This window comes from Proteiniphilum sp. UBA5384 (assembly GCF_002410825.1).
Classification (GTDB): domain Bacteria; phylum Bacteroidota; class Bacteroidia; order Bacteroidales; family Dysgonomonadaceae; genus Proteiniphilum.
Genome location: NZ_DHOS01000002.1, coordinates 217,626 through 230,671 on the forward strand (window position 1 = coordinate 217,626; position 13,046 = coordinate 230,671).

General features: G+C 45.7%; 11 protein-coding genes. 7 read left to right on the plus strand and 4 right to left on the minus strand.

Going from position 1 to position 13,046, the window contains the following annotated elements:
* Positions 1-8 precede the first annotated feature (8 nt).
* Positions 9-1,352, plus strand: a complete 1,344-nt coding sequence (locus B4G81_RS01900; protein ID WP_294079508.1) for a BACON domain-containing protein — start codon at positions 9-11, stop codon at positions 1,350-1,352.
* Between the two features lie 150 nt (positions 1,353-1,502).
* Here the strand turns inward: B4G81_RS01900 and mscL are convergent, their stop codons facing one another.
* The 4 genes from mscL to B4G81_RS01920 form a co-directional block, all read right to left on the minus strand.
* Entirely contained in the window at positions 1,503-1,919 is a 417-nt protein-coding gene (gene mscL, locus B4G81_RS01905; RefSeq protein ID WP_294079510.1) for a large-conductance mechanosensitive channel protein MscL, read from the minus strand.
* Between the two features lie 84 nt (positions 1,920-2,003).
* Entirely contained in the window at positions 2,004-2,906 is a 903-nt protein-coding gene (ctlX, locus tag B4G81_RS01910; protein ID WP_294079512.1) for a citrulline utilization hydrolase CtlX, read from the minus strand.
* Between the two features lie 20 nt (positions 2,907-2,926).
* Positions 2,927-4,165 (minus strand): ornithine--oxo-acid transaminase, encoded by a 1,239-nt coding sequence (rocD, locus tag B4G81_RS01915; protein WP_294079514.1) that lies wholly within the window; start codon positions 4,163-4,165, stop codon positions 2,927-2,929.
* A gap of 78 nt (positions 4,166-4,243) precedes the next feature.
* Positions 4,244-4,876: a 3-keto-disaccharide hydrolase gene (locus B4G81_RS01920; RefSeq protein ID WP_294079516.1), complete on the minus strand. Its 633-nt coding sequence runs from the start codon at positions 4,874-4,876 to the stop codon at positions 4,244-4,246.
* Between the two features lie 350 nt (positions 4,877-5,226).
* Here B4G81_RS01920 and B4G81_RS01925 point away from each other — a divergent pair, with 350 nt between their 5' ends.
* The 6 genes from B4G81_RS01925 (at position 5,227) to B4G81_RS01950 (ending at position 13,023) form a co-directional block, all read left to right on the plus strand.
* Positions 5,227-6,822: a bifunctional response regulator/alkaline phosphatase family protein gene (locus B4G81_RS01925; protein ID WP_294079518.1), complete on the plus strand. Its 1,596-nt coding sequence runs from the start codon at positions 5,227-5,229 to the stop codon at positions 6,820-6,822.
* A gap of 113 nt (positions 6,823-6,935) precedes the next feature.
* Positions 6,936-7,352 carry a tRNA (adenosine(37)-N6)-threonylcarbamoyltransferase complex ATPase subunit type 1 TsaE gene (gene tsaE, locus B4G81_RS01930; protein WP_294079563.1) on the plus strand — a complete coding sequence of 139 codons (417 nt, stop codon included), beginning with the start codon at positions 6,936-6,938 and terminating at the stop codon, positions 7,350-7,352.
* Between the two features lie 76 nt (positions 7,353-7,428).
* Complete coding sequence (locus tag B4G81_RS01935; RefSeq protein ID WP_294079520.1) at positions 7,429-9,477, plus strand: tetratricopeptide repeat protein; 2,049 nt, start codon at positions 7,429-7,431, stop codon at positions 9,475-9,477.
* 93 nt (positions 9,478-9,570) lie between these two features.
* A complete protein-coding gene (gene thrS / locus B4G81_RS01940) occupies positions 9,571-11,514 on the plus strand; it encodes a threonine--tRNA ligase (protein WP_294079564.1) in 1,944 nt (647 codons plus the stop codon).
* A gap of 39 nt (positions 11,515-11,553) precedes the next feature.
* Positions 11,554-12,096, plus strand: a complete 543-nt coding sequence (gene infC, locus B4G81_RS01945) for a translation initiation factor IF-3 (protein ID WP_294079522.1) — start codon at positions 11,554-11,556, stop codon at positions 12,094-12,096.
* Between the two features lie 402 nt (positions 12,097-12,498).
* Positions 12,499-13,023, plus strand: coding sequence for a UpxY family transcription antiterminator (locus B4G81_RS01950; RefSeq protein WP_294079524.1), 525 nt, complete (start codon positions 12,499-12,501; stop codon positions 13,021-13,023).
* Positions 13,024-13,046: the final 23 nt, after the last annotated feature.

Sequence of the window (13,046 nt, forward strand, 5' to 3'; positions counted from 1 at the left end):
TTAAAATTATGAATAGTACGATAAAATATCGACACGATAATTTTTTGCTGAATGCATGCAGCATATTGATGCTAATCGTAGGTATGTCTCTTTTTTCGGGTTGCGGTGAAGGAGATTGGGACTATACGGTTCCTTCGATTCCTTTGGTTTCAGCTGATTATGATTTCGACCAGTTTGGAGGAAACGGTACAATTGTGATAGGGGAAATCGTCGGCACCCTATCGGCTTCGTGCGAGCAAGAATGGTTGACATCCCTTCTCGTGAATGGTTCTACAGTCTCCTTTACGGTAACTCCTAACACCTCAATAAGAAGCCGTGTGGCAGAAATCTTCCTCAAATCAGGGAATATTACTTCTACGGTAATCATTGCCCAAGAAAGCGCCATGTTCACCAATAAGGAGGAATATATTATCAGCAGCGATGGAGGAGTGAATCTGCTTGAAATGCCTTCCGGACTTGAATATTCATTCACGATTGATCCGGAAGCTACCTGGATAACCTCCTCTCAGATAGTAAGCCAGGGGCTTAGTATAGATGTGGAACCGGCGTCCTCAATCTTGTCACGATCGGCAAAGGTAATCCTTGAATCCCCCACCGGAAGGAAATCGAAAACATTTACTGTTATTCAAGAGGGATATGATTTCGGGTTTTTCCCCGAAGCACTCAATTTTGCTTTTGAGGGTGGGTCGCAAAATATTATCGTATCCGGTAAAAGGAGTTATAGCGTCTCCTTTGATGCTCCCTGGCTTACCTTTGAAAAAAATGCCGAAGGAGGTGTATTTACGGTCGCATCTAATGTGAATGGGGACGGAAGGACAGCTTCCGTCACTTTTACGGATGAGAGTTATGGAGCTGTCACAACTTTTGTAGTCACCCAGGATCCTGATCCGGCTGAATATGAAGATTATCTTGGAGATTGGGAAATAATGGCATATGGTGGTAACAAATATATCGTTACCTTGTCCGTGAAAGAGGAGAAAAAATCTTTTTACATGACCTCGGAATCCTGGCCCGGATTGAAGATCGAAGTCCAATGGAGTACTGCCAATAATGGTAGAAGGCTTGCCATTTTTGCACAACAATTGGCTACAAATTCGGATGGGAGCATATTATTATATTTGCCTGCTTATACAAGTGCAAGTGGAGGCGCCAGTTTTTATACCGGTATAGGTTCGTCTGCATCGTATTTTAAATTTGACGGAGTTTCCACTATTATCTGTGATGGTGGTACCAGCGCTGTGATCGATGGGTTTATTTTATTCAACCGTAATGCGGCTAATACTGCCAATGTGGGCTGGTATTCAGGAGGTCCCAACCGGTTTACGGGTACTGTGCTGAATAAAATACAATAATTTGTTTAAGATTTTCATGAATGGGGCCAACCTAAAATTATTTTAAGTTGGCCTCTTTATTTAATGCAGTTTTGCTGAAATATCCCCTTGGTGTAATAAAAAACGATACCTCGTTTTGAGGCACCGTTCAGAAATTTCATTTTATTACTGCTATTTGTCCTTCAGCAGATCGCGGATTTCAGTCAATAAAGTCTCTTCTTTGGTCGGTTCGGGTGGTGCTGCGGGCGCCTCCTCGTTCTTCCGTTTGAATGAGTTCATAGCTTTGATTACCATGAAGATGGCAGTGCCGATGATCAGGAAATCGACGATCGTCTGGATGAAAGCCCCGTAATTCCATGTAACAGCCGGTGTAACCACTTCTGCCCCTTCCATTACCGCTTGTCTTAAAACAAGCTTCAGGTCCCCAAACTGCCCCTGGTCGGAGATCAATGCGATGGGTGGCATCAGGATGTCGTTCACAAAAGATGTGACGATCTTCCCGAAAGCGCCGCCAATTACGATACCCACGGCCATGTCTACCACACTGCCGCGCATTAAAAATTCTTTTAGTTCTGATCTGAATGACATATTGAATTGATTAATTGAATGAAAAAATTACATAGAAAGTATTCTTGCTGCAAAGTAAATGAAAAAAATGTAAAAAGCGCTGTTTTAATAAAAAATTTCAGCCAACATGCATCGCGCCGACCCTCCGCCGTTTGTCTCGATGGTGGATAATGTGGCGGACAAGATGGTGCTATAGGTAGATATGACAGTTTCCTGTGCAGCCGTCAGCGCATTTCGTGCCGAAGCCGACATCACCATAATGGGATGGCCATTCCGGCTCTTTATCTCGAGCATGTTCCCGGCGAACCGGGCTACTTGGTCCAGGGATATATCTACAATAATCTTACCTGTGGCGGTCAGTCTGTGGACCACCTTCCGCCGCTCATCCTCATTCTTGATCGATTCGAGACATACAATCGCCACTTGACTACCCACAGCCATCATCACATTGGTATGATAGATAAGATTTTCGTTTTTGTCGGTCGCATCAAACACTACCGCATCATAACTCATACGGGCACAGAAATCAGCCAACACTTTTTCCGATGTCCGAGGGGAACGGCAACAATAGGCGATTTGCTTATCCCGGTCAAGTACCATGCTGCCGGTCCCTTCCAGAAATTCACCTTCTTTTTCCCAATGAGTCAGGTCAATCACTTTACGATGGTCGATTTTTCGGGTCAGTAATTCCAGCACTTCCGGCTTTCTCTCCTGACGCCGATTTTCAGCAAACATGGGATAGAGTACCAATTCACCTGAAATATGGGAGGAGAACCAGTTGTTAGGAAAGATAGAATCAGGTGTCCATGGTTCCGGTGAATCCTGTACGACCAACACATCTACATCTTTGCCCCTCAGTTGGTGGACAAAAGCGTCGAATTCTTCCAGTGCCCTGCTTGCCTCCGAACCTTGCCCGGTCGCCTGCTGAAAAAAATTGTTGCGGGCCGTCTCTTCGTTGAAGGCAAACCGGAAAGGGCGCACCATTAATATTTTGGATGTTGTCTGCATACTTTTAGAAAATCATCACATCAAACTGTTTCCAGTGACTTGAGTGATTCTTTGATAATGGCCACTGCTTCCCGTAACTCCTCTTCTGTAATCACCAATGGGGGTGCAAAACGGATAATATGATGATGGGTGGGTTTTGCCAGCAGGCCGTTTTCAGCCATCTTCAGGCACACATCCCATGCTTCTTTCCCGTTATGCGGTTCGATCACCACTGCGTTAAGCAATCCTTTACCTCTCACTTGCCGGATAAAAGGGCTTTCAATCTTTTTTACTTCTCCCCGGAAGATTTGTCCAAGACGTTCGGCTTTCTCGGTTAGTTTTTCTTCTTCTACTACTTTCAGTGCGGCGGTTGCAACCTTGCAGGCCAAGGGAAATCCCCCGAATGTAGAGCCATGCTGCCCGGGTTGGATGGTAAGCATGATCTCATCATCAGCCAGTACCGCCGAGACAGGAAGTACACCTCCGGAGATAGCTTTCCCCAAGATCACGATATCGGGACGGATCCCTTCATGGTCACAACAGAGTTTCCTGCCGGTGCGGGCAATGCCGGTCTGTACTTCATCGGCAATAAAGAGTACATTATGCCTTTTACAGAGGTCGTAGCATTTTTTCAGATAACCGTCGTCCGGCACATTGACGCCCGCCTCTCCCTGGATCGGCTCCACCAAAAATCCTGCTATGGAATTCGCTTTCTTTTCCAAGACGGAAGCCAGAGCATCCGGATCATTGTAAGGGATGACCTCGAAGCCGGGAGTATAGGGCCCGTAGTCGGCACGTGCTTCGGGGTCGGTAGAGACCGAGACGATAGAGATGGTCCTTCCGTGGAAATTACCTTCACAAGCCACAATCAGTGCTTCCGCTTCGGGGATTCCCTTTTTCAGGTAACCCCATTTCCGTGTCAGCTTTAAGGCTGTCTCCACCGCTTCGGCACCGCTATTCATAGGCAACACTTTGTCATATCCAAAATAGTCGTGGATAAATTTTTCGTATGGACCTAAGGTATCGTTATAAAAAGCGCGTGAGGTAAGGCAAAGCCTTTCCGCCTGTTCTTTCAGTGCACTTACGATCTTGGGATGACAGTGTCCCTGGTTCACGGCGGAATAAGCCGAAAGGAAGTCGAAATACCTCTTCCCGTTCACATCCCATACATAACATCCTTTTCCCCGGGACAATACTACCGGCAGAGGGTGGTAATTATGTGCCCCGTACTTCTCTTCCAGATCAATAAATTGTCTTGTCGCAGCTGATAAATCTTTCATTGGCATAGTATTCACATTATTCACATTAATCATCACTACTCCCCGAAAGTCGGGGCAACTTGTCCCGTTTTATCGGGATCAGTAGATTACCAGATTCCGGAACTCAACTTCATTTCCTTCACTCTGCAGACCGATATATCCCTCCTTCACCGTGCTGGTCGCCTGGTTTTGTAAGATATCGTTGACATATACTGAAATAGCGCCGTTAACTACAGTAATCTTCATCTTATTCCATTCGCCGGTAGGTTTTTCGCTCGATAGCTGTTGTTTGGGAATTATCGGAAATTTCGGGCGTTTCGTCACACCTTCGGGGAGGGAATACTCATTCAGGTCGGCGCCGTTCAGTAGTACGAAATCTCCGGCATTGTCGGCCATTAACTGGCATTCTATCCCTTTAGGGAAGGGATTGTCCGGCTCTTCAATCAGGATGAAAACACCGCTGTTGCTTGCTTCTTCCGGCCACCGGTATTCCAGTGTGAGCGTGAAATTGCTGAACTTCTCATTTGTGTACATATAGCCGAACGGGTTACCTTTTATTGAGATCACCCCTTCTTTGACGGAAAACACCTCCTCGCCCGGTACCGCGTTATTCTCCACTACCAAGTTCCAGTTATTCAAGTCTTTCCCGTTAAAAATTTTCTCTCCTTGTTGCCCGCAACCTGTCAACAACAGGGCGAATAAAATAACGATAGATAGTTTTGTTGTTTGCATTTTATTTAGTTTACCAATGTCTTCTCCCTTAAATATTAATAATGTACCAAGTTGCTGTCAAAGTTAAATAAAATGGTTGAATAAGAGAAATAATCCGCCCTGTTTCATATTTTCTTCAGATTTTTGCATGTAAATTGAGACGGATGTTTGAATATGGTATTCTTTTCAACAGAGATAAGTCCCCAAAAAAAGTCAAAAAATTGTAAGATACGGCAGAAATAGATACATTTGTTCACGAAGTAGATATTCGCCCGCAACGGCATGCTCCAAACGGGTGTAGTTTCTTCTTATTTAGCATGATTCAGATAATTAACTATCTGAAAAAGTGAATTTAAAAAGAATTCAAGCTGATGGTAAAAGCGCGACTGCTCTGGGTGGATGACGAGATAGATCTCCTGAAGCCGTACCTCCTTTTTCTGGAAGAGAAAGGATATGGGACGCAGTGCGTCAATAACGGCCGTGACGCCATTGAACTATGTCGCTCGCAACGGTTTGATATTATTTTCCTGGATGAGCAGATGCCGGGTTTGTCGGGTCTGGAGACCCTCGCCGAACTCCATTCATCCTACCCTTCGATGCCGGTGGTGATGGTCACCAAAAGTGAAGATGAAGGTATCATGAACCGGGCGATCGGAAAGAAGATTACCGATTACCTTATCAAACCGGTCAATCCCAATCAGGTGCTGATGAGCATTAAAAAGATCCTTGAAAAGGATGAACGTATGACTGAAGTCATTACTGAGGAATACAGGGATTTGTTCAATCCTCTGATTGCCGAGATAGGGGATTGTCGTACGGCAGGGGATTGGATGTCGATATATAAGAAGTTGGTATCCTGGGAATTGAAATTGGATCAGGCGCAGAGTCCGATGCGCGGAATGCTGGCGATGCAGAAAACAGAGGCAAACCATCTCTTTGCGAAGTTTATCCGCGATAATTACGAAAAATGGATTATCGAGGGACGTGAACGAATGGGGCATATAGATGAGGGTGCCGGCGGTGGCATTCCCGTATTAAGTCCCGCCCTGTTTGAGCGGTTTGTATTCCCTTCTGTCGATAAAGGCGAGAAACTCTTTTTTATCCTGATTGACAATTTCCGGTTCGACCAGTGGCTGGTAGTGAAAGATATTGCCGGTGAGTTCTTCGATTATCGCGAAGATATTTATTTCTCCATCCTGCCCACGGCGACGCCCTATGCGAGGAACGCCATCTTTTCGGGCTTGATGCCAAAGCAGTTGTCCGAAATATTTCCCGACTGTTGGGTGGATGAGTCGGAAGAGGAAGGGAAGAACCGGTATGAAGAGTTGTTTATCAAATCCCACCTGGAGCGGAAGAAAAGAAACCGCAGCTTCTCTTATCATAAGATCAATCGCAATCAGGAAGGAGAGAAGGTGTTGACCCGGTTCACGGAGTTGGAGAAATACGACCTGAACATATTGGTATTCAATTTTATCGATATGCTTTCCCATGCACGTACTGAGTCGAGGATGATCAGGGAGTTGGCTGCGGACGAATCGGCTTATCGGTCACTGACCCGGTCATGGTTCCTCCATTCTCCCTTACCTGACCTCATGGAGAAGATCGCCGAAAAAGGATATAAGGCAATACTTACTACCGATCATGGATCCATACGGGTGAAGAACAGCGTGAACGTGGCAGGCGACCGGGAAACGTCAGTAAGTATGCGCTATAAACTGGGAAAGAACCTGGGGTATAATCCCAAAGACGTGTTCGGTATTATCCGGCCGGAAAATGCCGGACTTCCCGCTCCCAACATGAGTACGCGCTATATCTTTGCAATGAAGGATGATTTTTTTGTGTATCCCAATAATAGTCATCATTATCAATCCTATTACAAAGATACATTCCAGCATGGAGGCGTTTCCATGGAGGAGATGATGATTCCGGTAATCACTTTGAGTTCGAAATTGACAATTGACAATTGATAATTGCATTATTATATTGGCACATTATTCACATTCATCATCACTACTTCCCGAAGGTCGGGACAACTTGTCCCGTTTTTATCGGGATCAGTAAATCATCACATCAATTTATGTTGCAAATTGAAATAAGAAAATTAGCGGCGTTACAGTCGGCAGCACGGCAGTTCATCAATCAGATGGGCGATCGGAAGGTTTTTGCTTTTTACGGGAGTATGGGAGCCGGGAAGACTACTTTCATCAAGGCGATATGTAAAGAACTTGGAGTAAATGAGACCGTGGGTAGTCCCACATTTGCCATTATCAATGAATACAAGTCCGGCGAGGGTAACCCCATCTTCCATTTTGATTTTTACCGTATTCACAAACTCGAGGAGGTGTTCGATTTTGGCTATGAGGATTATCTCTACAGTGGCCATATCTGCTTTATCGAATGGCCGGAGCTAGTGGAGCAGATATTGCCGGAAGATACAGTGAAATTATTGATCCGTGAAACCGGTAACGGAAGCAGGATATTGGAAATTATGGAATAAATCGGCAAAACCCATTAAACGAATTGAAAATAAATCACTCAAAACCCTTATATTCGCACATTGAAAATGAGTTAAGATGAAGAAAACAATCATTGCAGCCTTTCTTTTGATCGCCTCCCTTCAGGCATCAGCACAAGTCAATACCGACCGGGTGATGATGATCGGGAAGAATGCGTTATATTTTGAAGATTATGTGCTGGCGATACAATATTTCAACCAGGTGATTTCAGCGAAACCCTATCTGGCGGAGCCTTACTATTTCAGGGCGGTCGCTAAATTCATGCTCGACGATTATCAGGGGGCAGAAGAAGATGCGTCCGACTGCCTGGTGCGTAATCCCTACTATACGGCGGCATACCAGCTTCGGGGTGCTGCGCGCCAGAATCAGGATAAATTCCCGGAAGCCGCTACCGATTACCAGCGGAGCCTGGAATTCTTTCCCGAGGACAGGCTCACCCTGGTCAACATGGGTATTGTCAACATCGAGATGAAGCAATATGATATCGCGGAGAAATTCTTCGACGTGTTGTTGCGGCGTTTTCCCGATTATACTCCCGGTTATCTGGCCCGTTCTCAGATGTATATTGAGATGGAAGATACCATTAAGGCGATGGGCGACCTGAATCTGGCGATAGAAAAAGATCCTTATACCTCCCAGACCTTTGCGGCACGGGGATTACTCTATTTTCAGCAGAAGGATTATAACAGCGCATTGGCCGACCTGGATGAGGCGATCCGCTTAGATCCTTACTTCGAGGGGAATTATATCAACCGAGGACTGGTGAAATACCACCTGAATGACCTGCGCGGCGCGATGGCTGACTACGACAGGGTGATCGAGATGGATGAAAACAACCTTATCGCACGTTTCAACCGGGGCTTATTGCGGGCACAGGTGGCTGATAACAACAGGGCGGTACGGGATTTCGACAAGGTGATCGAACTGGATCCCGGTAATACGATTGCCTACCTGAACAGGGCGATGCTGTATAATGAAATAGGGGAGAAGGGAGAGGCAATGAACGACCTGGATATTGTACTCAATGAACATCCCGACTTCTTTACCGGCTATTATATGCGCTCGCAATTGAAACGGGAACTGAACGACCTGCGGGGAGCCGAACAGGATTATACGCTGGCCCGTGCCGAAGAGTCGAAAGCCCGCAAGGTGGCTACCGCGAATCCCGAACCTTTCAGGCAGGCAAAGAAAGAAGCATCGGAAAGTAAAAATACCCGTGAACAGGCTGACAAAGATATTGAAAAGTTCAATCTGCTGGTAGTGGCCGACAAGGGAGAATCCGAAAAAACAAAATACCAGCGCCAGAGCAGGGGAAGGGTACAGAATATTAGCGCACCGGTGGAGCCGGAATCGCGGTTTGTACTCTCTTATTATGAACGGGATATGGAAGTGCGCCGACCGGTATATTACTCAGAGACGATGGATAAGGCGAACAGGGATCTGGGCCTCGCATGGGTATTGAAGGTGACGAATAAAGAGGCGCCACTGAATGAACTTCAGGTGCAGACTCATTTTCGATCTATCGATCTCTATTCGGCGAGAATCGACAATGATCCGGGCAATGCCTTGCTCTATTTCGGAAGAGGAATGGATTTTATGCTGATACAGGATTATGAAAATGCATTGAAAGATATGCGCAGCGCACTCAAATCAGATCCCAACCTGCTGGTGGCGCACTTTGCTCTTGCAGTAATCCGCTCCAAACAGATTGAATACGACCGTCTGGTTGCAGAGCCGGCATTGAAGGATAAAAGTACCGGCATCGATCTTCCCGGAGCTGCCGTCAAACTCCCCGAGATATCCACAAAGTCAATTGAATATGAGGATATAATCAGGGAGTATGAGAAAATTATAGCCTTGGACCCCCAATTTATATATGCCTATTACAATCGGGCAGAGATATATAATCTTGAGAAGGATTACCGCGCAGCCATTGCCGATTATACCAAGGCCATCCAGCTTGAACCACAATTTGCTGAGGCTTATTTCAATCGTGGAATAGCGCGACTCTCCATCGGTGAGACCCGCGAAGGACTCGATGATCTCCGTAAAGCCGGAGAGTTGGGCATTGTGCAATCGTACAGTATCATTAAAAGGATGCAGTAGGGAGTAATAGATATTTTGCACCGAGGAAAATGAGTCTTTTTTTCTTTACATTGCCCAAAATCACTATTTTTGTACTCTTGAATAATTATGGATATGATAAAAATTACTTTTCCCGACGGATCGGTCAGGGAATATGAAAAAGGAATAACGGGAATGGAGATAGCCAACAGCATCAGTCCGCGGCTGGCACAGGACGTAATTGCAGCAAGCGTGGATGGTGTGACATGGGACCTGACAAGGCCCATCGAACAGGATGCCTCTGTCCGTCTGCTCAAATGGGAAGATGATGAGGGCAAACATGCCTATTGGCACTCGTCCGCACACCTGATGGCTGAAGCGCTGCAGGAACTTTATCCGGGCATTAAGTTTGGCATTGGACCGGCTATCGAGAACGGTTTCTATTACGATGTGGATCCGGGTGAAGGGGTCACCATCAAGGAGTCTGACTTCCCCGCCATCGAAAAGAAAATGATGGAATTGATCGCCGCCCGGGAGGATATCGTACGCAAAAGTATTTCCAAGGCAGATGCTGTCGAAATGTTCTCCAAACGGAATGAAAACTATAAAGTGGAGCTGATCAACGAATTGGAAGACGGCACCATCACTACCTATACCCAGGGGAGCTTTACTGACCTGTGCCGAGGGCCGCACCTGCCCAACACCTCCTATATCAAGGCAGTAAAAATATTGTCGGCGGCCGGTGCTTACTGGCGCGGCGATATAGAACGTCCGCAGCTGACAAGGCTTTATGGCATCACATTCCCCAAGAAGAAAATGCTCGATGAATACCTGTTTATGCTCGAAGAGGCCAAGAAGCGCGATCACCGCCGGATCGGCAAGGAATTGCAGCTCTTCTGCTTCTCCCAGACCGTGGGAGCGGGACTTCCCTTGTGGTTACCCAAAGGTACACAACTGCGCCTGCGCCTCGAAGATTTCCTGAAAAAAATACAGCGGGAGTTCGATTACGAACAGGTAATCACTCCCCATATCGGACATAAACAGTTGTATGTGACGTCGGGACACTATGCCAAATATGGCAAGGATTCATTCCAACCGATCAAAACTCCCGAAGAGGGTGAAGAGTTCCTCCTCAAACCGATGAACTGCCCGCACCACTGTGAGATCTTTAAAGCTTTTCCCCGTTCTTATAAAGACCTGCCGTTACGATTGGCGGAATTCGGGACGGTCTACCGTTATGAGCAGAGTGGAGAGTTGCACGGACTGACACGCGTACGCGGCTTCACACAGGATGATGCCCATATATTCTGTACACCCGACCAGGTGAAAAATGAATTCCTGAAGGTGATGGATATCATCTTTATCATTTTTAAAGCGTTGAATTTCGAGAATTTCGAGGCACAGATATCCCTCCGTGATCCCAACGACAAGGAAAAATATATCGGCTCCGATGAGAATTGGGAGAAAGCCGAGCGTTCCATCGTGGAGGCTTGTGAGGAGAAAGGGTTGCCTGCGAAAGTGGTATTGGGTGAGGCAGCTTTCTATGGGCCCAAACTCGACTTTATGGTGAAAGACGCGCTGGGACGCCGATGGCAGTTGGGAACCATCCAAGTGGATTATAACCTGCCCGAACGGTTTGAGCTGGAATATACCGGTGCCGATAACCAGAAACACCGACCGGTGATGATCCACCGTGCACCCTTCGGATCAATGGAGCGCTTTGTGGCGGTATTGATCGAACATACTGCCGGCAAATTCCCCTTGTGGCTCACCCCTACCCAGGTGGTAGTGCTTCCCGTCAGCGAGAAATTCAACGATTATGCTTTCAACGTGGTGAAAACATTGAAGAAATTCGATATCCGTGCCGAAGTGGACGACCGCAACGAAAAAGTAGGCCGTAAGATCCGCGACAATGAACTGAAGCGTATCCCTTACCTCTTGATTGTAGGTGAAAAAGAAGTGGAAAATGAAGAGGTTTCGGTAAGAAAACAGGGGGGAGAAGATAAAGGTTCGGTAAATTTGTTTACATTTGCCGAGGATATTTCCCGTGAAGTGGAAGAGATGATGAATAATGAATAATGAATTTTTCACTTTTAATTTTAATTTAATCGTTTTTGAATGAGAAAAGACTCAAAAGAGCAACATCGGATCAATGAACGTATCCGGGTACCGGAAGTCCGGTTAGTAGGTGACAATGTGCAGGAAGGCATTTATCCCACGCGGGAAGCTTTGAAAATTGCGGAACAGCAGGAGTTAGACCTTGTGGAAATAGCCCCCACGGCAAAACCGCCTGTGTGTAGGGTAATCGACTACCAGAAATTTGTTTACCAACAAAAGAAAAAACTAAAAGAGCAAAAGGCTAAATCGGTAAAAGTGACGGTAAAGGAAATCCGTTTTGGCCCCCAGACCGATGATCATGATTATAATTTTAAACTGAAACATGCCATGAACTTCCTGAGCGAAGGCTCAAAAGTGAAGGCATTCGTATTCTTCAAGGGACGCTCCATCCTGTTCAAAGAGCAGGGAGAGGTGTTGTTGCTGCGTTTTGCCAACGACTTGGAAGAATATGCCAAAGTAGAATATATGCCTATTATGGAAGGCAAGCGCATGTCGATCATGCTCTCTCCCAAAAAAGTCACACCCCCTGCAAAGAAAGAGTAGTTCTTGAACAGGCAAAGCCCAAACGCAACGGTTTGGCTTTGCCTGTTCAACGTAACAAAAATATCCTTCCCCTCTTTGTTCCCTCCGGTAATTATAGAACCCGCCTGCTATCCTTCCAGCCGATGCCGTGTAATGAATAGAAATACGCCGATTATTTATTTAGCTTTGTTTAAAGTTGTTGTCCTTTTTGAGATGTTTTTTTTGCTCTTTCTTGATAATAAGGAATTTTTGCATAAAAGTTTTGTTAAATGTAATTTTTTGCAAGACAATATCAAGCGACTTTAATTATCTTTGTAAAGTTGTAAGTCCTATTTCTGGGACAGGGCGAGGACTTACATTTTAGAGATTTAAGTAAAAATTTTTTAAAATCGGTGTTATTCGTAATTCTGGTGTCCCCAAGGAATGTCTTTAATCGAACTTGAGTCATATTGGTATGCATTACGGGTTACCTATAACAGGGAAATGATCGTTAAACGATACTGTGATGCCAATCAGATTATTTGTTTTGTACCCATGGGGTATAAGATAAGTGAAAGGAATGGCGTTAAAGTCAGGAAGTTGGAGCCGGTAGTTCATAATCTCATCTTTATAAATGCTTCCCGGCAACTCATCAATGAACTGAAGCTTAAATTCCCTATCCGCTATATGATGGATCGTGGCACCGGCAAACCTATTGTGGTTCCTGAGAAGGAAATGAGGCACTTTATGGCTGTTGCCACTAATTATGACCAGGGTATTGTTTATCTGGATTCGGATGAGATGAAACTCAAGGTAGGTACCAAGGTTCGTATTACGGGCGGTCCATTCGAAGGAGTGGAGGGAACATTGGTCAGGATAAGGAACAACAAGCGTGTTGTTGTGGAAATCAAAGGGGTGATGATCGTGGCCACACACTACATACACCCCTCTTTGTTGGAGAATATGTAGTCATAAAATTTAAAGTATCGACC

What these genes read in the sequence shown, in the direction of transcription:
- ctlX (WP_294079512.1), bottom strand. Translation starts at nt 2,906, where the DNA reads ATGCAGACAACATCCAAAATATTAATGGTGCGCCCTTTCCGGTTTGCC.
- thrS (WP_294079564.1), top strand. Translation starts at nt 9,571, where the DNA reads ATGATAAAAATTACTTTTCCCGACGGATCGGTCAGGGAATATGAAAAA.
- infC (WP_294079522.1), top strand. Translation starts at nt 11,554, where the DNA reads ATGAGAAAAGACTCAAAAGAGCAACATCGGATCAATGAACGTATCCGG.
- rocD (WP_294079514.1), bottom strand. Translation starts at nt 4,165, where the DNA reads ATGAAAGATTTATCAGCTGCGACAAGACAATTTATTGATCTGGAAGAG.
- B4G81_RS01920 (WP_294079516.1), bottom strand. Translation starts at nt 4,876, where the DNA reads ATGCAAACAACAAAACTATCTATCGTTATTTTATTCGCCCTGTTGTTG.
- B4G81_RS01935 (WP_294079520.1), top strand. Translation starts at nt 7,429, where the DNA reads ATGAAGAAAACAATCATTGCAGCCTTTCTTTTGATCGCCTCCCTTCAG.
- B4G81_RS01900 (WP_294079508.1), top strand. Translation starts at nt 9, where the DNA reads ATGAATAGTACGATAAAATATCGACACGATAATTTTTTGCTGAATGCA.
- B4G81_RS01925 (WP_294079518.1), top strand. Translation starts at nt 5,227, where the DNA reads ATGGTAAAAGCGCGACTGCTCTGGGTGGATGACGAGATAGATCTCCTG.
- mscL (WP_294079510.1), bottom strand. Translation starts at nt 1,919, where the DNA reads ATGTCATTCAGATCAGAACTAAAAGAATTTTTAATGCGCGGCAGTGTG.
- B4G81_RS01950 (WP_294079524.1), top strand. Translation starts at nt 12,499, where the DNA reads ATGTCTTTAATCGAACTTGAGTCATATTGGTATGCATTACGGGTTACC.